Source organism: Acidocella aquatica (genome assembly GCF_030160635.1).
Taxonomy (GTDB): Bacteria; Pseudomonadota; Alphaproteobacteria; order Acetobacterales; family Acetobacteraceae; genus Acidocella; species Acidocella aquatica.
On sequence record NZ_BSOS01000007.1, the window covers coordinates 15419 to 39522 of the forward strand.

A 24104-nucleotide genomic window follows, 5' to 3' on the forward strand; every position below is an offset into this window, starting at 1 on the left:
AGGAGTTGCGACGATGAACATGATGTCCGCCGCACGTAGAAAACTGGTTGTTATCGGCAACGGCATGGCCGGAATGCGCACCGTGGAGGAAATTCTGCACCGCGCGCCGGGGATGTTCGAGATCACGGTGTTCGGCGCCGAAGCGCAGCCGAATTATGACCGGATCATGCTCTCGCCCTTGCTGGCGGGCGATAAAAATTTCGAGCAGATCGTGCTGAACAGCCTGGAATGGTACGCCGAACATAATATCAGGCTGATCGCGGGCGAAGCCGTCACCACGATCGACCGCGCCCATCACACCGTCACCGGTGAACACGGCACGGTTGTGAAATATGATTATCTGCTGCTGGCAACAGGATCAAACCCATTCGTACTGCCGCTCCCCGGCGTTGAGCGCCCCGGCGTGATGACCTTCCGCTCGGTCTCCGATGTCGAAAAAATGCTCAGCATCGCCGCACCGGGCAAATCCGCCGTGGTTATCGGCGGCGGGCTGCTCGGGCTGGAGGCCGCGCATGGCCTGAACCTGCGCGGCATGGAGGTGAGCGTGGTGCATCTCATGCCCACGCTGATGGAACGCCAGTTGGACGCCTCGGCCGCGCATCTGCTGGAACGCGCGCTCACCGCCCGCGGCATGACGATCTACACCGGCGCGAACACAGAGTCTTTCGACGGCGAGGGTGAACATGGCGCCGTGCACTCCGTCACGCTGAAAGACGGCCGGCGCATCCCGGCTGATCTTGTGGTGATGGCCGTGGGCATCCGCCCGAACGCCAATCTGGCCAAAGCTTCCGGCATCGCCACCGACCGCGGCGTGCTGGTGGACGATGCGATGCGCACCTCCGACCCGGCGATTTTCGCCATCGGCGAATGCGTGGAACACAACAAACAATGCTACGGCCTGGTCGCGCCGATCTGGGACATGGCGAAGGTCGCCGCCGATCACATCTGCGGCGCCGCGCAAAGCGGCTTCATGCCCGTTGCCTCCGGCACGCGGCTGAAAGTCTCGGGGATCGAGATGTTCTCAGCCGGAGCCTTCATGGGCGACAAATCCACCGAGGATGTTATTTTGCGTGATGCCGCGCGCGGCATTTATAAACGCCTGGTGCTGCGCGATGACAGGCTGGTCGGCATCGTCTGTTTTGGCGATGCGCGCGATGCCGGATGGTATTTTCAGCTCCTCAAGGATGAAGCGCCGCTCGGCGATTTACGCGACACGATGATCTTCGGCCCCGTGATGGCCGCGGGCGACCCGCACGAGGCACTGGCGCAAATGCCGGACAACGCCGAAATATGCGGCTGCAACGGCGTGAAAAAATCCACCATCTGCAACGCCATTGCCGCGCATGAGCTGTGCACGGTGGAGGATGTGCGCGCGCGCACCAAAGCCTCCGCCTCCTGCGGCTCCTGCACCGGGCTGGTGGAAGGGCTGCTGAAACTCTCGCTGGGTGAAAACTACACGCCTGACGCCGTGAAGCCGATGTGCAAATGCACCAGCCACGGGCATGATGAAGTCCGCCGCCGCATCAAGGGCGGCGCGCTGAAAACCATTCCCGCCGTGATGCAGGCGCTGGAATGGACCACCCCCAACGGCTGCGCCTCCTGCCGCCCGGCGTTGAATTTTTATCTCCTCGCTGCCTGGCCCGGCGAATATGTGGATGATGCGCAGTCGCGCTTCGTGAACGAGCGCATGCATGCGAACATCCAGAAGGACGGCACATATTCGGTGATTCCACGCATGTGGGGCGGCACCACCACGGCGGGCGAGCTGCGCGCCATCGCCGATGTGGTGGATAAATTCAACATCCCGGCGGTGAAAGTGACCGGCGGCCAGCGCATTGACATGCTGGGCGTGAAAAAGGAAGACCTGTGCGCCGTCTGGCAGGATTTGAACGAGGCCGGGCTGGTCTCCGGCCATGCCTACGGTAAATCATTGCGCACGGTGAAAACCTGCGTCGGGTCTGAATGGTGCCGCTTCGGCGTGCAAGATTCCACCGCCATGGGCGTCGCGCTGGAGAAGGCCACCTGGGGCTCCTGGCATCCGCACAAGGTGAAACTCGCGGTCTCCGGCTGTCCGCGCAACTGCGCCGAGGCGACCATAAAAGACTTCGGCGTGGTCGCGACCGAAGCCGGGTGGGATCTGCATGTCGGCGGCAACGGCGGCATCAAGGTTCGCGCCACCGAGCTTTTGTGCAAGGTAACCACCGAGGAAGAGGTGATGGAATATGCCTGCGCCTTCCTGCAACTCTACCGTATGGAGGCGCGCTACCTGGAGCGCACCGCGCCGTGGATCGAGCGTGCCGGCCTCAAATATGTGCAGGAGAGAATCGTGGACAACGCCGAGCTGCGGCGCTCCCTGTTCGAGGATTTTCTCCACGCGCAAAAATTCGCGCAGACCGACCCCTGGGCGCAAGAAGCCACAAGCCCGGCACTGGGTAAAAAATTCAACGCAATGGCGGAGCTGGTATAATGGACGGGATGCGGATCGCACGCGACTTTGTGGATATCGGCGCGCTGGCGGAAATTCCCCGCCTGGGGGCAAGAACCGTGACAACCGGGATGGGCGACATCGCGATTTTCCGCACGGCGGATGACCGGGTGTTTGCGCTGCGCGACCAGTGCCCGCACAAGCAAGGCCCGTTGAGCCAGGGCATCGTGCATGGCGCCTCGGTCACCTGTCCGCTGCATAACTGGGTCATCTCCCTGGAATCAGGCCAGGCGCAAGGGCTTGATAAAGGCTGCGCGCCGCATTTCGCGGTGAAGGTGGAGGACGGCCGGGTGCTTTTGGCCCTGGGTGTGCCTGCATGAAAACCACATGCCCCTATTGCGGCGTGGGGTGCGGCGTTGAGGTGAACGCCGGCGTGGTCAGCGGCGACGCGGCGCACCCCGCCAATGCCGGGCGGCTCTGCATCAAAGGCTCCACCCTGGCGGCAACGCTGGATGACAGCAACCGCCTGCTGGTGCCAACCTCGGGCGGGCGGCAGGTGAGCTGGGATGAGGCGCTGGATGAAGCCGCGGCGAAATTTTCCGCCGTGATCGCGCAACATGGGCCCGATGCCGTCGCTTTTTACGGCTCCGGGCAGTTTCTCACCGAAGATTATTACGCTGCCAACAAGCTTATGAAAGGCTTCATCGGCAGCGCCAATATCGACACCAATTCGCGCCTGTGCATGGCCTCCACCGTCGCCGGACACATCCGCGCCTTTGGCGAAGACATTGTGCCCGGCTGCTATGATGACATCGAGGAGGCTGACCTGCTCGTCCTCGCCGGCTCCAACACCGCCTGGTGCCACCCGGTATTATTCGAACGCGCCCTGGCGGCCCGAGCCGCGCGCGGCACAAAAATCGTGGTCATCGACCCACGGCGCACGGCAACGGCGGCACTGGCGGATCTGCATCTGCCGATCCGCCCGGATGGCGATACCGCGCTGTTTCTGCGCCTGCTCACCGCGCTCAACCAGCAGGACAAAATTGACGCCTCCTATGTCCGCTGCCACACCAAAGGCTTCGCAAAAGCCCTGGCGGCGGCAGAGGAAAACCATATATCCGCCGCGTCGCTCGGCATCGCGGATGCCGACCTCGATACGTTCCTGCACTGGTTCTGCGAAACTCCGCGCACCGTCACATTATTCAGCCAGGGGGTTAACCAGTCCAGCAACGGCACTGACAAAGTCAACGCCATTCTCAACGTGCATCTCGCCTCCGGGCGCATCGGCAAACCGGGCATGGGCCCCTTCTCGCTCACCGGCCAGCCGAATGCCATGGGCGGGCGCGAGGTGGGCGGCCTGGCCAACCAGCTCGCGGCACATCTGCGTTTTGAGAACGCCGAGGACCGGGCGATGCTGCAATCCTTCTGGAACGCCCCGCGCCTGCCGAAAAAACCCGGGCTGAAGGCGCTGGACATGTTCGATGCCGTGCTGGCCGGGCGCGTCAAGGCCATATGGATCGCGGCGACCAACCCGGCGGAAAGCCTGCCCCGCTCGGCGCGGGTGCGCGCAGCGCTCGAGGCCTGCCCGTTTGTCGTCGCCGCCGACTGCTGGCCGACGGAGACCACGCGCCTGGCCAACATCGTCCTCCCCGCCGCCGGCTGGGGCGAGAAAGACGGCACCGTAACAAACTCCGAACGCACCATCTCCCGCCAGCGCCCCTTCCGCGCCGCTCCCGGCGAGGCAAAACCCGATTGGTGGATGTTCACACAACTGGCCCGGCGCATGGGCTTCGCGGCCCAGTTCGCCTACACCAAACCGGCGGATATTTTCCGCGAACATGCCGCCCTCTCGGGCTGCGGCAATGAGGGGGCGCGCCTGTTCGACATTTCAGGCCGCGCGAAATTGAGCGACGCCGCCTATGATGACATGGCTCCCTTCACCTGGGGCGGCAAACGCCTCTTCGCCCGCGGCGGCTTCTCCACACCCGACAGGCTGGCGCGTTTCCTCCCGGTGGCGCTGCCCGCCCCCCAAAAGCGCGATCAGGCGTTTCCCTTCATCCTCAACACCGGGCGCCTGCGCGACCAATGGCACACGATGACCCGCACCGGCTTCGTCCCCGCGCTGATGGAAAGCGCCGCCGAGCCAAGCTTCTCGCTTTCCCCCGAGGATGCCAAGGCCCAGAACATCACCCAGGGGGACCTGCTGCGCGTCACCACGCGCCACGGCAGCGCCGTGTTGCCTGCGGAAATCTCGCAAAATCAGCGCGCCGGTGAAATCTTTGCCGCCATGCACTGGACTGGCGCGCACAGCACCACCGGCACCATCAACCAGCTCATCGGCCCCGAGCACGACCCGATATCGGGCCAGCCCGCCTCCAAATTTGAGCCCGCCTCGGTGCAACGGCTGCAAACTGACTGGCACGCCATCGTCCAGACCCGCGCCCAGCCCCGCCCCGCCGGGCAGTTTTGTGCCGCGCGGGTGCCGCTCGCGGGTGGCATGCACCGTTTCGTTCTGGCCGGATGGAAGCCGCTGCAATTCGGCGCGGAACTCTCCGACTGGGCGGCGCGGCTCTGCGGCGCCGATGCCGATGCGGAGCGCATCGAGGTTATGGACGCCGGGCGCGGCATCTACCGCCTCGGTATCCTGCGCCGCAACACGCTGCTGGCCTGCCTGTTCATCGCCCCCCGGCGCGAGCTGCTGCCCGGCCCGGCAACCCTGGCCGAGCTGTTCAGCGTGACCAATTGGCAGGGGAGCCGGGCGGGCATCCTGATGGCCAATGCCAAGCCCGGCGGCGCGACCGGCCGCATGGTCTGCATCTGCCACCGCGTCAGCGAGCCTGACATCCGCGCCGCCATCCGGGATGGCAGCCTGCGCGATGTCGCGGCGATCGGCCGCGCCTGCAAGGCCGGCACCAATTGCGGCTCCTGCAAGGGCGAACTGGCCGCCATCCTGCAATCCACAACAGCCTTGGAGTTGGTGACATGACCCATGTGTTTCTGGTAGGCGCCGGCCCCGGCGACCCCGAACTGCTCACGCTCAAAGCCGCGCGCCTGCTGCGGGCGGCCAGTGTGGTCCTCTATGACAGCCTGGCCGACCCCAGGATCATCGCCATGGCGGGCCCGGCGGCGCGGCTGATCGATGTTGGCAAGCGCTGCGGCAAACACGCCGCATCACAGGCGCAAATCTGCCGCCTGCTGGTGGAGGAAGCCCGCGGCGGCCACAATGTGGTGCGCCTCAAGGGCGGCGACCCGATGGTGTTCGGCCGCGCGAGCGAGGAGATGGATGCCTTGCGCGCGCACGGCATCACCTTCGAGGTGGTGCCCGGCATCACCGCCGCCACCGCCGCCGCCGCCGCGCTCAACCTCTCCCTCACCCGGCGCGGCGTGGCCCGCTCGCTGCATTTTCTCACTGGCCACGGCGCGCAAGGCGGCCTGCCCGCGCATGATTTCGTCTCGCTGACAAAATCCGGCGGAACCCTCGTGGTCTACATGGGCGGCGAAACACTGCCCGGCCTGGCTGCCCATTTCATCGAGGCCGGGATGCCGCCGGACATGCCGGCCATCCTCATCGAAAACGCCAGCCTGGCTGATCAGCGCAGCGTACCCGCGACCATCGCCACCTTGCCCCGCCTCCATGCGGCGCAGGCGGCGGCGGGGCCGGTGCTGATTTTAATCGGTGAAGCCCTGCGCGATGCCAACGAGATTGCGGCCTTGGAAAGTCAGGCCGTTAGCGAGATGGAACGGACCATGGCGGACGCATCATGTGGATGATGAAATAACTTAATATCAATGAGTTATTGGCGGAAGAGGTGGGATTCGAACCCACGGTACGCTTTCACGCACGGCGGTTTTCAAGACCGCTGCCTTAAACCACTCGGCCACCCTTCCGGCTCGGCCCGCTTCCTGCTCTGTCTGCGCCAAATAATCAAGCCAGCCGCCAGCGCCTACCGGCTTCTGGTCTGGTAATAGCCAATGCGCCGGCTCAGCGCCGCCTGGCGTTCTTGCGCGCCCATATGTGCCGTCCCCTCCGGCAGGTGCGCCGCCAGCTCCGCCTGCTTCACCTTGCGCACCTCCGGTTTGGGGTAGCTGTCAGCATAGCTCCACCGCCACAGCAGCCCGCCCGCTTTCCACCCGCCGGTATCCAGCCAGTTCGCCACCCCCGGGTCGCTGCCACACACCACCAGCCGCGCCCGGCCGTCCACATCGGCGCGCACATTCGCCCCGTTCAACGAGCTTTGCCGGAACACGTAATCAATCCCGGAAAAATGCGCGTCATAAAGCTGCACACTCCAATACCGCACCTCGCGCGGCAGCTGCGTCTCCAAAATCAGTGCCTCATCGGGTGCCAGTTCAAACAGATGCATCAGCGTGCGCTGGTTGGTTACCGAGCCATAGCCGGACTGGTCATCAAAAATAAACCCCTCCGCCCCGCCGCGCGCCCGCACCCCGTTCAGATACCCCAGCACCAGCTCGTTCTGCCGCGCCGCGTAGCTGGCCAGCATCGCAATTTTATGCGCGCTTTCCTCCGCCCCCAACATCGCCGCACCCGGCCGCCGGTCCAGCCGCTCAATCGTGCATACCGGATCAGACTGCCCCGGCCCGCTGGTGCGGCTGCGATACAATAACGACTCCGTCTGCGGGTGCATTTCATACCAGGCCCCCGCATAGCCTTCCGGGCGCGCGGCACTCAGCATGAATTCATACCGCCCGTGCGCATCGGCCGCCACGGTGGTCAGGTCAATCTCCCCCAGCGTGCGCCCGTTAATCTGCCCCAGATGCGCCCCGCCCTTGCGCATGGTGATCAGCGCCACCGGCGCCGTGCCTTTCACCCCTGAAAATCTGTAACTCCCCCCGGCATCCATCGGCGCAAAGCGGTAAATATCGTCCGGGTTAGGCGACCCCCACGGAAAATAAAAAGAAATATGCGGCGCCCAGTCCGGTGCCTCCACACTCGTGCCAAACACCTCCCCATACGCCAGCGCCAGCAGCATCAGCACCTGCTTGTCATACGCCGCGCCAAGCGCCGGATCATCGTAGCCAAGCCGCGCCGCCGTGGCCCGCGCCTGCGCCAGATACGTAACAACCGGCGCAAACGCCGGATCGTTTTGGCTGTTTTCCATCCCTGCCACTTCCCCTCTCGCGCAATTTGACGCTGCGCGGGCACAAATGTAACCTAGATTACAATAATCAGGTTGGAAACCTCAAAATGATACCGCAGGCCAAACTCGACCTCGCCGAAATCATCCAATCGGCCACCGGCGGGCAGCCCGGCGTCTCGCCGGACATGCTGGAAGCCCTGCGCATCCTCACCGGATCCTGGAACCAGGACGGCCATCTGACCCCCGCCGGCGCCGCCGGAAAACGCGCCGGCCTCATCCGCGCCATCACCAACCGCCTGCGCCTGGAAGACACGCTGACCCGCCACCCGGAAATCATCCGTGAGCCCATCGCCGGCCCCATCGTCATCATCGGCCTGCCCCGCTCGGGCACCACCAAGCTGCACCGCATCATCGCCGCCGGCCCCGGCATGCAAAAGCTCCTACTCTGGCAATTGCTCAACCCAGTGCCTCTGCCCAACACCCCGCCCAACGGGCCGGACCCGCGCATCGCCCTGGCCGAGGCCTACACCCAGGCCCTGCGCGCCAACGCACCCGAACTCTACGCCGCCCACCCCATGGCAGCCAACGAGCCGGACGAAGACATTTTCGCCCTCGAGGTCACCGGCTACAACTACATCAACTGCTCCACCGTCCCAGCGCCTGCGTATAAAGCCTGGCTGGACCAGCAATCCTTTACGCCTGTCTATCGCTGGCTGAAACTCATCCTCCAGGTGCAACAATTTTTTGGCCACGGGCGAGGCCAGCCATGGGTGCTCAAGGCGCCGCAGCATATGGGGTTTTTACCTGAGCTGTTCAGCACCTTCCCCAACGCCACGATCGTTCATTGCCACCGCGACCCAAAAATCACCGTCGCCTCCTACATCGCCATGATCGCGGCGGCGCGGCGCGCCAGTTGCACCATCGCCAATGCCGCCGATGTCGGCCGCTACGCCCTCGAATTCTGGGGCGAACACACCCGCCGCTACCTCGCCGCCCGCGCCGTCCTCGCCACAAACCATAGCTTTGTGGACCTCGCCTACAATTCCATTGTCGCGGACAGCCTCGCCTGCGCCGAACGCATCCACGCCGCCGCCGGCCTTCCGCTCCCCGCCGCCAGCCGCGCCGCCATGCTCGCCTGGGAACAATCCAACACCCAGCACAAACATGGCAAACACAGCTACAACCTGGCTGACGCGGGCCTCACCCCGGATGACATCGCCCGCGCGTTCGCCCAATACACCAACCAGTTCGGAGGCTATTTCTAACCCCGCGGTATCAACCCGCTCGCCTCGGCAACCGCGCGGCTCCGCGCGATCGCCTCGCTCACCGCCAGCGCCGCCGCCAGCGCCCGCGCGCCCGCCTGCGCATCCACCAAAACCGGCGCCCCATCCAGCACCGAGGCAAAAAACGCCTCATGCTCGGCCAGCAGCGCGTCATGGTCCTGCCACCCCGCCTGCTCCACGCCAAACTCCTCGAACCCCGGCAGCTTCATCCCTATCCCGCGGCCCACCAAGGTCAGCTTGCGCGCCGCGAAATCCACCGTCAGATACCCCGTCTGCGAAAATATCCGCATCTTGCGCTCGGTCTTCAACGAAATCCGGCTCGCGGTGATCGTCGCCACCGCGCCGTTCTCAAAACGTATCCGCGCATTGGCGATATCATCATGCTCGCTGGCCACCGGGGCGCCAACGGCGTCCACGCTCGCCACCGGCGAATCGGTCAGCGCCAGAATCAAATCAAGGTCATGGATCATCAGGTCGAGAATCACCGAAACATCGGTCCCGCGCGGCTTGAACGGCGCAATGCGCACCGCCTCGATATAGAGCGGCTTGCCCATCCGCGCCGAGAGCGCCCCATGCGCCGCCGAGAACCGCTCCAGATGCCCCACCTGCAACACCAGCCCCGCCGCGCGCGCCAGTTCCGCCAGCTCAGCCGCCTGCTCCAGTGTCGCCGCAATCGGCTTCTCGACCAGCACATGCTTGCCCGCACGGAGTGCTTTTGCTGCAAGATCAAAGTGATACTCGGCAGGCGCGGCAATAATCACCGCCTGCGCCAGTTCCAGAATTTCATCCACGGTCTTCACCGGGCAGCCCGCTTCCCAGGCCACGGTCTTCGCCCGCTCCGGGTCGGCATCCGCCAGCCCCACGAGTTTGGCCCGCTTCGCGCCGGCCAGTTTCAACGCATGGTAGCGGCCAAAATGCCCCGCCCCGATCAGACCAACATTCAAGCGCTCACTCATGTAAAACGTGGTATCGCCCGCCGGGGTTGCGCGCAACCGGGAGCAACGTCATACCGCCTGCGATAAAAGGATTTTCGGATCACAAATGCTGTATTTTACCCGCGCCAAGACTTATGGAATCATGCTCCTCTGCGTGCTCGGCGTCTTGCTGGGCCTGCCCAACATCGGCCCCCGCCCTGCCTTCCTGCCCGGATTCGTGCCCTGGAGCCAGGTCCACCTGGGGCTGGACCTGCGCGGCGGCAGCTATCTGCTCCTCCAGATCGACTTCGCGGCGGTCGAAAAACAGGACCTCAACGGCCTGGTCGATCAAGTCCGCCAGACCATGCGCACCGCAGGCCTCGGCTACACCGGCCTGCATGCCGACATCCCCAATCATCAGGTCGTACTCCACCTGCTCAATGCCTCCGATGCCCCGGCCGTCACGGCGGCGTTGCGCAAGCTCGTCACCTACGCCCCCAATGCCAGCTCGCCCAATATTTCCATCGCCCAGGCGCCGGATGGCAGCATCAACATCTCCATCCCGCATCAGACCCTCATCGCCCGCGAGGCCCAGGCGGTTGATCAGTCCATCACCATCATCCAGCGCCGGATCGACGGCTCCGGCGTGCTCAACCCCACCATCGCCCGCCAGGGCACGGACCAGATCGTCGTCCAGCTTCCCGGCATCTCCGACCCCAGCCGCGTGAAAACCCTCATCGGCACCACCGCGCACATGACCTTCCAGATGGTCGACTCCAACGCGCAGCCCGGCCCCATCGCCCCCCTGGGCGACACCCAGCTCCCCATGGCCGACAACCCGCAACAAAGCATGGACGTGTTCTCCAACGTCGCTGTTGACGGCGCCGATCTCGACAACGCCCAGGCCTCCACCGACCCGCAAAGCGGCCAATGGGTGGTCAACTTCTCGCTCAACTCCGTCGGCGCGCGAGAGTTCGCAGATGTCACCACCGCCAACGTCGGCAAGCTCTTCGCCATCATCCTTGACGGCAAGATCATCGAGGCCCCGGTCATCCGCGAGCCCATCACCGGCGGCTCCGGCCAGATATCGGGCAATTTCACCGCGCAATCAGCCACCGACCTCGCCCTTTTGCTGCGCGCCGGCGCCCTGCCCGCCCCGCTCAACATCGTCGAGGAACAAAGCGTCGGCCCCGACCTCGGCGCTGACGCCATCCGCGCCGGGGCCCTCTCGCTCACCGCCGGCTTCATCTTCGTGCTCGCCTTCATGGCCGTGTTCTACGGCCTGTTCGGCTGGTTCGCGAACGCGGCGCTGGTGATGAACCTCGTCATCATGCTGGCCATCCTCTCCTTCATGGGCGCCACACTCACCCTCCCCGGCATGGCGGGCATTTTGCTCACGCTCGGCATGGCGGTGGACGCCAACGTACTCATCAACGAGCGCGTGCGCGAGGAGGTGAAAGCCGGCCGCAAACCCCTGGCCGCGCTGGAGGCCGGTTACAAACGCGCCTACGGCACCATCATTGACAGTAACGTGACCACATTGCTTGCCCACGTCACCCTGTTCATCTTCGGCTCGCCCCCGGTGCGCGGCTTCGCCGTCACCATCTGCGTTGGCATCGTCACCACCATGTTCACCGCCACCGTGCTGGTGCGCCTCATCACCTCGCGCTGGTACATCTCGCGCCGCCCCGCCTCGTTGCCCGTCTGAGGAACCGCAAAATGTTTATGAAACCCATGCTCCGCTTCGTTCCGGACGGCACCAAAATCCGATTCATGAACGGCCGCTTCGCCGGTCTCATCGTCTCGGCCGTGCTCAGCACCGCCTCGGCCATCCTCTTCTTCTACCCTGGCCTTAATCTGGGGCTGGATTTCAAGGGCGGCGTGGTCCTCCAGGTGGAAACCCCGCAAACCGCCAACTTCCCCGCCATCCGCGCCGCCCTGGCCCAGGCCGGGCTGGCTGACGCATCGCTGCAAAGCTTCGGCGCGGCGGGCACCGGCGTGCTCATCAGCCTGGAGAGCAAGGCCAGCGCCGCCGCCACCCAGACCTCCATCACCGAGGCGCAGACCGCCCTGGCCAGCGCTGCGCCGGGCGCCAAAATCCTCAGCACCCAGGCCATCGGCGCCTCCGTCTCGCAGCAGCTCTTCGCCCAGGGGCTGGAGGCGCTGGGCCTCAGCTTCGTGATGATCCTGGCCTACATCTGGTTCCGCTTCGAATGGCAATTCGCCGTCGGCGCGGTCACCACGCTCATCCTCGACACCACAAAAACCATCGGCTTCATGGTCATCACCCGCATTCCGTTTGACCTGGTGACAATCGCCGCCATCCTCACCATCATCGGCTACTCCACGAATGACAAAGTGGTGGTCTACGACCGGGTGCGTGAAAACCTGCGCAAATACAAAACCATGCCGCTGCGCAACCTCATCGACCAGTCAATCAACGAGACCCTGAACCGCACCCTGGGCACCTCCGGCACCGTGTTCCTCGCGGCCCTGCCATTGGCCCTGTTCGGCGGCTCCGCGCTCTCCGGCTTCGCGTGGATCATGCTGTTTGGCATCGTGGTGGGCACCTCGTCCTCCATCTTCATCGCCGCCCCCATCCTGCTCTTCCTCGGCGAACACCGCCTGCGCCGCAGCGGCAGCCTGCCCAAAACCAAATAACCCCCGCCGCCCCCCCCGCCAATCCCGTCATGCCAGCGCAAGCTGGCATCTTCCCGCCAACCCCGTCATGCCAGCGCAAGCTGGCATCTCCCCCAGCCAACCCCTTAATTACCCGGAACCAGCAAAAATTCGTTTGAATCAACTCGCATCGTTTCGTTAACTTTGCTACAAAGTTAATATTGCTCTAATTTTACTACGAATGCGATTTTTTAGACGATGCGTGACCTAACTCAAGACCAAGCCCTCATGGCGTCGATCCGCATCTTCTACCAGCCGATCATCCGGCTCGCCGATCTGCGCCCGGACTACGCCGAGGTCCTCGCCCGCACCACCGGCGCCGACGGCACAATGGGTGGCGCCGAAACCGTGGTCGAGGCCATGACCGGCGCCGAACGTTCCATGCGCCTCACCGCCTGCATCATGCAGCGCGCGCTCGATGAATACACCGAACACGGTTTCGCCGCGCAAAACCTGCGCATCGCCATCAACCTGCCGCTGGACGCGATGCTCCACCCCGATCTGGTCACCTGCATCGAGCTGATCCGCGCCAGCTCCGGCCTACCCACAAGCAACATCCGTTTCGAGCTGACAGAACGCCACCCGGTTCACGACCTCAAAGCCGCCTGCGCCGTCATCACCACTCTGCGCGCCGCCGGCTACGGCCTGGCCCTGGACGATATCACCCCGGACATGCCCTATCTCCCCGCCCTGCTCGACATGCCGATCCGCGCCATCAAGCTGGACCGCAGCGTTGTCATCAGCGATCACCCCGCCGACCAGGAATTCATCCGTGCCATGGCCGCCCAGGCCGCCGCCAAAGGTCAGGACATCATCGCCGAAGGCATCGAAACCCCCACTCTGCGCGACAGCCTGCGCGCCCGCGGCGTCACCCACGGCCAGGGCTACCTCTTCTCGCACCCGCTCCCCGCGGCCGGGTTAGGGCAATATCTCGCCGCGGGTAGAGCGTGATTGCCTCACGTCAATCACGCTCTACCTTATGTTTTACGATCAATTTCATTGGTTTAAAGCGCAGCCAGCCTGATCCCCACCTGCCGCGCCGCGATCTTGCGCCGTATCTCCGCCAACACCGGCCCGCCCAGGCACAACGGCGCGCACCCCTCCGCCTCGCGGCGCCGCTGCATCACCGCCGGCAAGGCCACCACATCATCCTCCGCATTATCAAAAATTCCGCGATGCCCCGTATCCAGATACGTCTCCACCGGCGCCGCTTCAGCAAAAATCACATCATGGCGCGCCAACTCCACGTGATAATAAATCACCCGCTCGACCGCATGGTCCTGGCGAATCGTCGTCCAGTTCAACAGCTCCTTCGCCGGCACCAGCACACCATCCAGAAACAGCGCATGGTCAGGTGAGACCACGAGCCGCCGCCCCGGCATGCCCTCGCCCAGCGCATCCGCCTCAATCACCACCGGACGCACCGTCTCAGGCCGCGCCTGCGCGGCAATCTCCACCTCCCGCCTGCCAATCCACACAATGGGCTGCTCCTCGCCGGCATGGGTAATCACCATATCCCCCACGTTCAGCGCCTCCACCGCCACCTCCCCACGCAAGGTCAAAATCCGCGTCCCGGCCGCGAAACACGGGTTGATCGCCACATTGGTGGTAAAAATCGCATCCACAAACGGCGTATTGCTGTTCGGGTTAACCCGCGTGCCAAAGCCGATATCCAAGGTCGCATGGTCCGCCGTTGCCGCCGTGCCAAACAGCGCGCCCGCCACCTCGCCGATCACCAGCTTCTGCGCCGCATCCAGCGTGAACGGGTTGGTGAACGGCAACCCGTCCACAGTCCCGCCCGGCAGCACCAGAATATGCCCGCCGCTTAGCGCCGCCTCGGTGATATCCCCCACCAGCGCATTGTAATCCGCATTCAGCGTGCCACCCACGAACAACGAGCCAAACAAATCCGCCACCGCCTGAATTGTAATCTGGTCACCCGCGATGCCAAAGCTGCCTGCTTGAAAATTCAAAATCCCGCCGCCGATATTCGCGCCGTAACCGCTGATCGTCCCGCCCGTTATCTGCGTGGTGATGTTGAACGCGCTGCCCTGCGCATTGTCAGTGAGGATCAGCACACCCCCCACCGTCCCGCCATTGTTCAGGAAATCGATGTTCGTGCCGTTGGTCAGCGGCGTGGTCAAGGTATAGGTGCCGCTCGAAGTAATGCTGACGTTCGTCATTCAATTTCCTGCCGTTACAACGCAGTATCCGGGAATGCGAGACAACCTACAATAAAAAACCCGCGCCGTCGCGCCCTAAACTTACCCTAGATTGTATTCCGTTCAGTTAATCAAACGATAAACCCGCCGCCCAGCACCCGCGACCCGTCATAAAACACCGCCGCCTGCCCTGGTGCCGCCAATGCCGGCTCATCGAGCCGCAGCATCGCCCCGTTCCCCTCCGGCAACACCCGCGCGGCATGCACAGAGTCTCGCGCCCGCATCTTCACCCCGGCCGAAACTCCGCCCTCGGGCACATCAATCAGCCAGTTCACATCGCGCAGCCGCACCTCAAGGCTCTCCACCCGGCGCGGCCCCACCACAATGCGCCGCGTCCCCGGCTCTATCTTCTTCACCACCATATGCGCCGCCGCGTTGCCCAGCCGCTTGGCTTGGCCCACGGTATAGCGCGCGATGCCCTGGTGCGTGCCCAGCACAACCCCATCCTCGCTCACAATCTCGCCCTCGCTCAGCGCGTCCGGGCGAAATTTCTCCACGATTCCAGCATAGGAGCCGGTGGGCACAAAGCAGATATCCTGGCTGTCAGCCTTCTCGGCCACCACCAGCCCCATCTCGGCCGCCACCGCGCGCACCTGCGCCTTGCTGGCATAATCGCCCAGCGGAAACCGGCAAAACTCCAGTTGCGCGCGCGTGGTCGCCGCCAGAAACCAGCTCTGGTCCCGGCTCTCGTCCACCGCCCTGTGCATCTGCGCCCCGGCCGGGCCTTCAAGCCTGCGCACATAATGCCCGGTCGCCATTGCCTCGCCGCCCAGATCGCGCGCCATCTCCAGCAGGTCGCCAAATTTCAGGTGCTGGTTGCACGCAATGCACGGCACCGGCGTCTGCCCGCTGGCATAGCTATCGGCAAACGCGGCCATCACGCTATCGCGAAACCGCGCCTCCGCATCCACCACATAATGCGCGATCCCCAGTGTATCGGCCACGCGCTTGGCGTCGCGAATATCCTGCCCCGCGCAGCACGCGCCTTTGCGCCCCACCGCCGCGCCATGGTCGTAGAGCTGCAACGTCACGCCGATCACCTCATGCCCGGCGCGCGCCATCAGCCCGGCCACCACCGAGCTGTCGACCCCGCCTGACATGGCGACCACGATTCTCATGCCCGTGCCTAACCCGCCGCGTTTCTGGTCGCCGAGGGCAATTTCACCACAAGTCCGTCCAGCGCCTCGGAGATCACAATCTGGCACCCCAGCCGTGAGGTCTTCTCCAGCCCGAACGCCAGGTCCAGCATGTCCTCCTCATCCTCGCTCGCCTTTTTAAGCTTCCCGGCCCAGGCAGGGTCCACGATCACATGGCAGGTCGAACAGGCCAGCGACCCCTCGCACGCGCCCTCAATATCCACGCCATGCTTATGCGCCACTTCCAGCACGGAAAGCCCCACAGGGGCTTCAACCTCACGCGCAATCCCATTGCGCTCAATAAAAGTCATTTTCGGCATCGCACAAACCTTCAGAAATTCCAGCGCCCTTCAAGCGCAACGCGCCTGACCATGCAAGGCACGCTTTGCCATGGCCTCATATGCGCCGCAGAACGCCGGCACCACCTGCGCCGCCACATTCCAAGGCAGCGAAACCCTGATCGCCTGCCCCGCCAACGCCCCCGCCCCCATTGCCCGCAACACGTGGCTTTCCGCCACCTTGCCCGATGAACACGCCGCCCCGGCGGAGACCGCGAACCCGGCCATATCCAGCGCGATCAACTGCGTCTGCGCCCGCGCCCCCGGCAGCGCCAGGCAGGTGGTGTTCACCAGCCGGTTCGCGCCCGCCCCCAGCGCCACCGCGCCAAGGCGCACGCAAAATGCTTCAATTTCATCGCGATAACCAGCGATCCGCGCCGCCTCATAGCCGCCACCCAGCGCTGCCGCCATCCCGGCTATGGCGGGCAGCGCAGGCGTCCCGCCGCGCCGCCCCAGCTCCTGCCCGCCGCCGCGCAGATCCGCCATAATCTCCCGCCCGGCGCTCACCACCAGCGCCCCGGCCCCCATCGGCCCGCCCATTTTATGGCCTGAGATGGCAATGCTCGCCGCCCCCATGCCCAGCCACTCCTCCCGGCAGCGCCCCGCCGCCTGCACCGCATCCACATGCAGCAACGCCCCATGCCGCGCGCAAAGCACCGCCACCGCCGCAATGTCGTGGCGCACGCCGGTCTCATTATTCGCCGCCATCAGGCAGACCAGCGCCCCCGGCTGCCCGGCCAGCAAGCCCTCCAGCGCTTCCATATCCACTGTGCCATCGGGCAAAACCGGTATCACCCCGGCCCCCGGCGCCGCCGCGCGCACACAATCATGCTCCGTTGCGCCATAGAACACCGCCCGGCCCGCCCCCAGCGCATGCACGGCCAGCGCATTCGCCTCAGTGGCGCCCGAGCAAAAAATCACATCCCCCGTCTTGGCGTTGAAACACCCCGCCACCGCCTCGCGGGCATCTTCCAGCACTTTGCGCGCCGCCCGCCCCGCGCCATGCACCGAGGCCGGATTGGCAAGCCCCATAGCCGCCACCGCCGCCGCCTTTGCTTCGGGCCGCAACGGCTCCGTCGCATTGGCATCCAGATACATCACCGGCTCAATTAATCCTGTCGCTCACCATGCCGGCGATACGGTGCTCCAGCTCCGTCAGCTCCCGGCGCAGCAGATCAACCTCATGCAGCAGCGGGTCCAGGCATGGATCACACGGCGTGCCATAGGCATCGAACCGCGGCTTGGCCCCCTCGCGGTCGACCGGCCGCGCCGGTATCCCCACCACGGTCGTTCCCGCAGGCACCGGCGCCACCACCACGGCGTTGGCGCCAATGCGCGCCCCCTCGCCGATCTCGATCGCGCCCAGCACCTTCGCCCCGGCGCCGATAATCACATTATTTCCTACCGTCGGATGCCGCTTGATATGCTCCGAGCTGGTGCCCCCCAGCGTTACCTGATGGTAAATATACACATCGTCACCCACCACCGCGGTCTCGCCGATCACCACGCCCATGCCATGGTCGATGATAAACCGCCGCCCCAGCTGCGCGCCGGGGTGGATCTCGATTCCGGTCAGAAACCGCCCGATATGCGAGAGAAACCGGCCGGTGGTGTAAAACCCGTGCCGCCAGAAAAAGCTCGAAACGCGATGTATCCCGGTTGCGTGCAATCCAGGATAGCAGAGCAAAACCTCAAGATTGGACCGCGCCGCCGGGTCACGCTCCCTGTAAGCCCGAACCGTCTCCGTTAAAAACATAAGGGCCATGCGAATTTCCGTGGATTATCTGACCATAAGCAGTCTATATTAGCAGACCTGAGGGGAAACCCAAACGGTAATCCGTCTGTTATGCCACCCAAAGCCTTGAGGAGCACTTAGGTATCCGGACCCCTGAGGTCAACATTCGGATGGATGAAGTACGGTCCGCAGCCGGGAAATATTCCCAGCGAAGTTGTGAAGTTACACGGTCATTATGAAAGACGAGTTAGAGAATGCCTGAAGTGATGTTTGCCGGGCCGGAAGGCCGCCTGGAAGGACGTTACCACCATGCCAAGGAACGCGGCGCCCCGCTGGCGCTCGTCCTGCACCCGCACCCGCTGCATGGCGGCACCATGAACAATCGTATCACCTACTCCATGTATCAGGTGTTCCAGCGCCTGGGCTTTTCGGTCATGCGCTTCAATTTCCGCGGCGTTGGCCGCAGCCAGAGCAAGTTTGACGGCGGCATGGGCGAGATCAACGACGCCGCCGCCGCGCTGGACTGGATGCAGGCGCTCAACCCCGGCCATGGAGGGCTGTGGATCTCCGGCTACTCCTTCGGCGCCTTCGTGGGCATGCAACTGCTCATGCGCCGCCCGGAAGTCTCCGGCTGGGTCTCCGTCGCCCCGCCCGCTGCCCATTATGACTTTGGCTTCCTCGCCCCCTGCCCGTGCAGCGGGTTGATGATCCACGGCGACTCCGACGAAATGGTGCCCGAAATCTCAGTGCGCAAACTGGTCGACAAGCTCAACCTGCAAAAAGGCGTCGCCATCGACTACCGCGTGTTCGAAGGCGCTGACCATGTGTTCGCCAACCACGCCGGCAAAATCGCCGAAGCCGTGGAAGGCTACGTCGCCCAATCCCTGGCCCGCAAACAAATGGCCCTGGCCGCCGACTAGCCCACCCCTGATGGCATGACGTTCATACCATGACGTCATGCCATCACGTCATGCCAGCGAAAGCTGGCATCTCCCCCGTTTCGTGCCCATCTTTGCCAATGCTCCCCGCGCAGCCCCTATCAGCGCGGCCGCAGCTTGCGCCCCCGCACCAGCTCGCTCACCACGCCATGCAGCGTGTTCAACTCCTGGCGGGTAATCTCCCCGCGGTTAAAAAAATGCCGCAGATTCCGTATCATCCCCGGCCGCTTCTGCTCATTCTTTAAAAACCCTGAATCATCGCACTCGCGGATCAGATGCGCCATGAAATGGTCGAGGTCCGCCTTCGTCGCTGGTACCGTCTCATTGGTCTGCAACTCGCGCATCGGCTGCTCATCCTGGCGCGCCAGCCACCATTCATAGCCAAACACCATCACCGCCTGCGCCAGATTGAGCGACATAAATCCCGGATTCAGGTCATAGCGGATCAAACTATCGGCGCAGGCAATATCATCATTATCCAGCCCCGCCCGCTCAGGGCCGAACAACACGCCACAGCGCAACCCCCGCTGCCCGATGGCCACAACCTCCGCCGCGCCGCCGCGCGCGGTGAGCACGGGCTTTATGATATGCCGCGGCCGCGGGCACGTCGCGAACACCCGGTGCAAATCCCCCACCGCCGCCGCCACGCTGTCAAAAACCACGGCTGAGTCCAATATCCGGTGCGCCCCCGCCCCCGTCCGCCAGGCGCGCTCCTGCGGCCAGCCGTCTCGCGGCGCCACAATGCGCAGATGAAACAACCCGCCATTGCCCATCGCGCGCGCCACCGAGCCGATATTCTCCGCCAGCTGCGGGCGCACCAGAATCACCACCGGCGACGGCTCAATCGGCTCCAGCTCCGCTCCGCCATCGCGCCCGGTCATTTGCGGCGCCAGACCGTGCCCTGCGGACCGTCCTCCAAAACAACCCCATCCGCCTCAAGCGCCTTGCGTATCTCATCCGCCCGCGCGAAATTTTTCGCCCCCCGTGCCGCCTTGCGCTCGGCGATCAGCGCCTCGATCTTCGCGGCATCGCCATCGCCCTGAAACCATGCCTCCGGCGCCACATTGAACAACCCCAGCACCTGCCCCGCCGCCAGCAACCACGCCGCCGCCGAAGCTTCCCCCGCCAACGCCGCGTCCGCCAGGCTGTGCAAGCCCGCAATCGCCCCCGGCGTATTCAAATCATCCAGCAGCGGCTGCAGCACGCAAGCCGGAATTTCGTCCGCCGCGCGCACACCTTCGTGCGCGGCAATCGCCCGGTAGAACCGGTCCAGCTCCCGCTTCGCCTCCACCAGCCCGGCCTGTGAGAAATCCAGCGTCGCCCGGTAATGTGTGCGCATCAACAAATACCGCACCGCCTCGCCAGGCGCACTCTGCAACACATCATGCAGCACCAGAAAATTCCCGAGCGACTTGCTCATCTTCTCGCCGTTCACCAGCAACATGCGGTTATGCACCCACACATTGGCAAAATGCGAACCCGGAAACGCGCAGCATGACTGCGCGATCTCGTTCTCATGATGCGGAAAAATCAAATCATCCCCGCCGCCGTGAATATCAAAATTCTCGCCCAGATGCTTCCAGGACATCGCGGAGCACTCAATATGCCACCCCGGCCGCCCGCGTCCCCAAGGGCTCGGCCAGCCCGGCAAATCGTCCGAGGAGGGCTTCCACAACACAAAATCCCCCGGATCACGCTTATAGGGCGCCACGTCCACCCGCGCCCCTGCGATCAAATCCTCCGGCGAGCGCCCCGAAAACTTGCCGTAATCAGCATCCGACGCCACGGCGAACAACACATGCCCCTGCGCTTCATACGCATGCCCGCTGGCAATTAAACGCTGGATGATCTCGATGATCTCGCCCAGATGCTCCGTCGCGCGCGGCTCGATATCGGGGGGGAGCGCATACAGCGCCCCCATGTCCTCATGATAATAGCGGATCGGCCCCTCGGTCACCTTTGCAATGCTCAAGCCCCGCTCACGCGCCCGGGTGTTTATCTTGTCGTCGATGTCGGTGATGTTCCTCACATACGTCACCTTCGGATACAGCCGCCGCAGCAGCCGGATCAGCACATCGAAAATCACCACATTGCGCGCGTTGCCAATATGCGCGCGGTCATACACCGTCGGCCCGCACAAATACGCCCGCACGTTGGCCGGGTCGATCGGCCTGAAGATTTCCTTGGTCCGGGTGCGGGTATTATGCAGCAAAAGTTCGGTCATACCCGCGCTCTTCGGCGAGTTTCCAACGCAAATCAAGCCGCATTGATCTTTTCTCTCCCCGCCCCCCAAATAGATGCATGAAACAGATTCTCTCCCATATTGACGCCACGCTCGAAACCTCGCTGCAACGCCTGTTTTCCCTGCTGCGCATCCCCAGCATCAGCGCCCAGCCGGCTCATGCGGCCGACTGCCGCAAGGCCGCCGAATGGGCGCGCGACACCCTGGCCGAAATGGGCTTTGCCGCCCGCCTCTCAGAAACCACCGGCCTGCCCGGCGTCATCGCCACCCACCATGAGGCAGGCCCCACCGCCCCGCATGTGCTCTTCTACGGCCATTACGACGTCCAACCCGCCGACCCGCTGAACCTCTGGCACTCCGACCCGTTCGACCCACAGCTGGTTGACGGCCCGCGCGGCAAGCGCATCGTCGCCCGCGGCGCGGTGGACGACAAAGGCCAGGTTGTCAGCTTCCTGGAGGCCTGCCGCGCGCATCTGACCATGACCGGAAAACTCCCGGTCCGCCTGACCGTCTTGCTCGAGGGCGAGGAGGAATGCGGCAGCCCCTCGCTGGCCGAGCTCCTCACCAAGGAGCGCGAGAACCTGAAGGCTGATTTCGTCCTGGTCGCCGACACCAATATGTGGGATTTCACCACCCCCGCCATCACCACCTCGCTGCGCGGCCTGGCGGCGGTGGAAGTCACCATCAAAGGCCCCTCGCGCGATCTGCATTCCGGCCTGTTCGGCGGCATCGCGCTCAACCCCATCAACGCTCTCACCCGCATCCTGGGCGATCTGCATGACGCCACCGGCCGCATCCAGATCCCCGGCTTTTACGACGGCATCGCCCCGGTGCCAGATACGCTGCTCGCCTCATGGACGCAGCTTGGCTTCAACCCGCGGGCATTCCTGGGCGAGGTCGGCCTGCACACACCCGCGGGCGAAGCTGACCAGCTCCCCCTCGCCCAACTCTGGGCGCGCCCCACCGCCGACATCAACGGCATTTCCGGCGGCTATCAGGGCGAGGGCACCAAAACCGTCATCCCCGCCCAGGCCACGGCCAAGCTCACCTTCCGCCTCGTCCCCGGCCAGAACCCGCAGCAGATCGTCAAAAATTTCGAGACTTTCATCACCTCGCGCCTGCCCCCCGACGCCAAAGCGGAATTCAAACACTTTGGCGCCGCACCGGGCTTCTCCATGGATCTGAATGCCCCCTTCATGCACGCCGCCCGTGAGGCTCTGGCCGCCGAGTTCGGCAAACCCGCCGCGCTGGTCGGCTGCGGCGCCTCAATCCCGGTGGTGGAAGCCTTCAAGACCCATCTTGGACTGGAAACCCTGCTCGCCGGTTTCGGCCTGGATGACGACTGCATCCATTCCCCGAACGAAAAATTCGAGCTGGCCTGCTTCCATCGCGGCACCCGCGCACACGCCCGCCTGCTCGCCGCCTTCGCAAGTTAGAGTCTGATCGCTTTAAGTGCGATCAGGCTCTGGCCATTTTTCTGAGGGCGATTCACGCTTTCGGCTCGCTCGCTTGAGCGAACCTCAAACGATCACGCTCTAATTAATTATAGCGAATGGCATCCTCAATGTGCGACACGCCGCCCGGATACACCAGCGCGACATCGAAACGGGTACAGGGCCGCTCCCAACCCTCATGTGTGGCCAGGGCTACACCGGCGGCCTCCAGCAGCCGCGCCTGCTGCCGGGGCGAAACGGCGTAAGCCGCCTGCGCCATGGTTCTGCGGGCCTTCACCTCGACGAACACCAGCACCTCCGCATTGGCCACCACAAGGTCGATTTCCCCAGCGCCGGTGCGCAGCCGTTGCGCCAGAATGCCAAACCCTTTGTTCTGCCAGTGCAGCGCCACCTCATCCTCGGCGACCCGGCCGAGGCTTTCAGCCGCGCGGCGTTTCATCAGGGAATTTGTTTGCCGCAATGAAGTTTGCTGATCCATTCCTTCACTACGCCATAAATTAGTTAATTTTTAACTAATTTCCCCTATCACGACTGCCGCCAGGCGCCGCGCGACTGCCCGGCGAATTCTTCCGCCACGGCCAGCCCCAGCGCCAGCAGCACCGGCCCCAGGAAAATACCCAGCGCACCAAAAGCAATCGCGCCACCGAGCACGCCGATCAGGGTCAGCGCATAGGGCAGCGATGCCCCCTTGGAGATCAGCCAGGGCCTGACAATTGAATCCGCCCCGCCCACGACGACAAAGCAATACGCCCCCAGCATAATCGCGATAACCGGATGGCCCTGGGCCAGAAGATACAGGCAGAGCGGCACATAAACGATCACCGCGCCAGCGGGGACGATGGAGACCAACCCGGCAAGACTGGCCAGCAGCAACCCCTGCGGGGCGTGCGCAACCTCAAAGCCGATGGCGTACAGAATACCCTGCATCGCCGCCGTGCCGAGAATGCCGAACACCACGCCGCGCACCGTGCCGGCAACCAGCGCGAACAGATGCTCCACCCGATTCTCATTGATGATGCGCACCAGCAGCAGCCGGATGCGCGCGATGATCTGCTCCCCGGCCAGGAAAAAGAAATACGCGATAAACAGCGCGACCACCGTACCGATCAGCCCGTGCGCGATCTCGCTCAACAGCCGGAAACCGGAATGCGCCACCGAGCCCAGAACCGGCTGCATCGAAGCCGCCGCGCCGCCCAGGTCATCGGCCGAGTTATTCCAGAAATCGGCCAGCAGCCCGCCCATCAGTGGGATTTTCGCCAAAAATGCCGGCGCCGGCGGCAGGCCGTTCAGGATTACATCCTGGACCCAACTGCGGCCGGCGCGCGCTTCCTTGGCGACGACGAGGGCCAGATGCACCAGGGGGATCAGCACGATCCCGGCCACCGTGAGGGTTATGAGAAACGCTGAGATGGAAGGCCGGACGTAACGGTTGAAACCAACATAAACCGGCCAAAGGCAGTAGACCAAAATGGCCGCCCAGAGCATGGCCGGCAGAAACGGCAGAAGAATCAGGAAACACCCCAGGCCCAGGGCGACCGCCAGCACGAGCAGCAGAATTCGTTCAGATTTCATGGCCGCGTTGATGCACGAAAATTCACCCCGCACCAAGCGCATGCCGTTATCACCCGGTCATAAAATT

At 64.1% G+C, this 24104-nt stretch carries 21 protein-coding genes and 1 tRNA gene; 10 read left to right on the top strand and 12 right to left on the bottom strand.

Annotated features, from left to right (window positions below; translation table 11 throughout):
- Window positions 1-13 precede the first annotated feature (13 nt).
- The 4 genes from nirB to cobA are packed head-to-tail and all read left to right on the top strand — an operon-like array spanning window position 14 to window position 6196.
- Window positions 14-2467, top strand: a complete 2454-nt coding sequence (nirB, locus tag QQJ84_RS02170; protein ID WP_284256287.1) for a nitrite reductase large subunit NirB — start codon at window positions 14-16, stop codon at window positions 2465-2467.
- Window positions 2467-2805: a nitrite reductase small subunit NirD gene (gene nirD / locus QQJ84_RS02175; protein WP_284256288.1), complete on the top strand. Its 339-nt coding sequence runs from the start codon at window positions 2467-2469 to the stop codon at window positions 2803-2805. Before nirB ends, nirD begins: the two co-directional genes overlap by 1 nt.
- Complete coding sequence (locus QQJ84_RS02180; RefSeq protein ID WP_284256289.1) at window positions 2802-5411, top strand: nitrate reductase; 2610 nt, start codon at window positions 2802-2804, stop codon at window positions 5409-5411. Before nirD ends, QQJ84_RS02180 begins: the two co-directional genes overlap by 4 nt.
- Window positions 5408-6196, top strand: a complete 789-nt coding sequence (cobA, locus tag QQJ84_RS02185; protein WP_284256290.1) for a uroporphyrinogen-III C-methyltransferase — start codon at window positions 5408-5410, stop codon at window positions 6194-6196. Before QQJ84_RS02180 ends, cobA begins: the two co-directional genes overlap by 4 nt.
- Before the next feature lie 27 nt (window positions 6197-6223).
- Here cobA and QQJ84_RS02190 read toward each other — a convergent pair.
- Window positions 6224-6313: transfer RNA gene (locus tag QQJ84_RS02190), tRNA-Ser, on the bottom strand.
- A 56-nt stretch (window positions 6314-6369) separates the two neighbouring features.
- On the bottom strand, window positions 6370-7545 hold the full coding sequence (locus tag QQJ84_RS02195; protein ID WP_284256291.1) for a DUF1214 domain-containing protein: 1176 nt from the start codon (window positions 7543-7545) through the stop codon (window positions 6370-6372).
- A gap of 86 nt (window positions 7546-7631) precedes the next feature.
- Between QQJ84_RS02195 and QQJ84_RS02200 the strand changes: the two genes are divergently transcribed.
- Window positions 7632-8789, top strand: coding sequence for a sulfotransferase family protein (locus tag QQJ84_RS02200; RefSeq protein WP_284256292.1), 1158 nt, complete (start codon window positions 7632-7634; stop codon window positions 8787-8789).
- Here the strand turns inward: QQJ84_RS02200 and QQJ84_RS02205 are convergent.
- Window positions 8786-9763: a Gfo/Idh/MocA family protein gene (locus QQJ84_RS02205; protein WP_284256293.1), complete on the bottom strand. Its 978-nt coding sequence runs from the start codon at window positions 9761-9763 to the stop codon at window positions 8786-8788. The two genes, QQJ84_RS02200 and QQJ84_RS02205, sit on opposite strands and share 4 nt — an antisense overlap.
- An 85-nt stretch (window positions 9764-9848) precedes the next feature.
- Here QQJ84_RS02205 and secD point away from each other — a divergent pair, with 85 nt between their 5' ends.
- The 3 genes from secD (at window position 9849) to QQJ84_RS02220 (ending at window position 13351) form a co-directional block, all read left to right on the top strand.
- Entirely contained in the window at window positions 9849-11429 is a 1581-nt protein-coding gene (gene secD, locus QQJ84_RS02210; protein ID WP_284256294.1) for a protein translocase subunit SecD, read from the top strand.
- 11 nt (window positions 11430-11440) lie between these two features.
- Window positions 11441-12382, top strand: a complete 942-nt coding sequence (secF, locus tag QQJ84_RS02215) for a protein translocase subunit SecF (protein WP_284256295.1) — start codon at window positions 11441-11443, stop codon at window positions 12380-12382.
- A 246-nt stretch (window positions 12383-12628) separates the two neighbouring features.
- Window positions 12629-13351, top strand: coding sequence for an EAL domain-containing protein (locus tag QQJ84_RS02220; protein WP_284256296.1), 723 nt, complete (start codon window positions 12629-12631; stop codon window positions 13349-13351).
- A 53-nt stretch (window positions 13352-13404) separates the two neighbouring features.
- Here QQJ84_RS02220 and QQJ84_RS02225 read toward each other — a convergent pair whose 3' ends face one another.
- The 5 genes from QQJ84_RS02225 to cysE all read right to left on the bottom strand — a co-directional run bounded on the left by QQJ84_RS02225 (window position 13405) and on the right by cysE (window position 17861).
- Window positions 13405-14583: a Hint domain-containing protein gene (locus QQJ84_RS02225; RefSeq protein WP_284256297.1), complete on the bottom strand. Its 1179-nt coding sequence runs from the start codon at window positions 14581-14583 to the stop codon at window positions 13405-13407.
- Window positions 14584-14693: 110 nt separating this feature from the next.
- Window positions 14694-15740: a tRNA 2-thiouridine(34) synthase MnmA gene (gene mnmA / locus QQJ84_RS02230; RefSeq protein ID WP_284256299.1), complete on the bottom strand. Its 1047-nt coding sequence runs from the start codon at window positions 15738-15740 to the stop codon at window positions 14694-14696.
- A gap of 8 nt (window positions 15741-15748) precedes the next feature.
- Window positions 15749-16078, bottom strand: coding sequence for a ferredoxin family 2Fe-2S iron-sulfur cluster binding protein (locus tag QQJ84_RS02235; RefSeq protein WP_284256300.1), 330 nt, complete (start codon window positions 16076-16078; stop codon window positions 15749-15751).
- A gap of 30 nt (window positions 16079-16108) precedes the next feature.
- Window positions 16109-17194: a cysteine desulfurase family protein gene (locus QQJ84_RS02240; protein ID WP_284256598.1), complete on the bottom strand. Its 1086-nt coding sequence runs from the start codon at window positions 17192-17194 to the stop codon at window positions 16109-16111.
- 7 nt (window positions 17195-17201) lie between these two features.
- Entirely contained in the window at window positions 17202-17861 is a 660-nt protein-coding gene (gene cysE / locus QQJ84_RS02245) for a serine O-acetyltransferase (RefSeq protein ID WP_284256302.1), read from the bottom strand.
- Window positions 17862-18085: 224 nt separating this feature from the next.
- On the opposite strand from cysE, the gene QQJ84_RS02250 reads away from it, so the two are divergent.
- Window positions 18086-18751, top strand: a complete 666-nt coding sequence (locus tag QQJ84_RS02250; RefSeq protein ID WP_284256303.1) for an alpha/beta hydrolase — start codon at window positions 18086-18088, stop codon at window positions 18749-18751.
- Window positions 18752-18870: 119 nt separating this feature from the next.
- Here QQJ84_RS02250 and QQJ84_RS02255 read toward each other — a convergent pair whose 3' ends face one another.
- Together QQJ84_RS02255 and cysS are read right to left on the bottom strand one after the other, a co-directional pair.
- Entirely contained in the window at window positions 18871-19650 is a 780-nt protein-coding gene (locus QQJ84_RS02255; protein WP_284256304.1) for an RNA methyltransferase, read from the bottom strand.
- The gene (cysS, locus tag QQJ84_RS02260; RefSeq protein WP_284256306.1) at window positions 19647-20993 is read right to left on the bottom strand and encodes a cysteine--tRNA ligase; all 1347 of its coding nucleotides are present in this window, start codon (window positions 20991-20993) and stop codon (window positions 19647-19649) included. Before cysS ends, QQJ84_RS02255 begins: the two co-directional genes overlap by 4 nt.
- A gap of 77 nt (window positions 20994-21070) precedes the next feature.
- On the opposite strand from cysS, the gene QQJ84_RS02265 reads away from it, so the two are divergent.
- A complete protein-coding gene (locus QQJ84_RS02265; protein ID WP_284256307.1) occupies window positions 21071-22447 on the top strand; it encodes a M20/M25/M40 family metallo-hydrolase in 1377 nt (458 codons plus the stop codon).
- Between the two features lie 103 nt (window positions 22448-22550).
- On the opposite strand, the gene QQJ84_RS02270 is transcribed toward QQJ84_RS02265, so the two are convergent.
- Window positions 22551-22904 (bottom strand): YraN family protein, encoded by a 354-nt coding sequence (locus QQJ84_RS02270; protein ID WP_284256308.1) that lies wholly within the window; start codon window positions 22902-22904, stop codon window positions 22551-22553.
- Between the two features lie 86 nt (window positions 22905-22990).
- Window positions 22991-24037, bottom strand: coding sequence for an AI-2E family transporter (locus QQJ84_RS02275; protein ID WP_284256309.1), 1047 nt, complete (start codon window positions 24035-24037; stop codon window positions 22991-22993).
- Window positions 24038-24104: the final 67 nt, after the last annotated feature.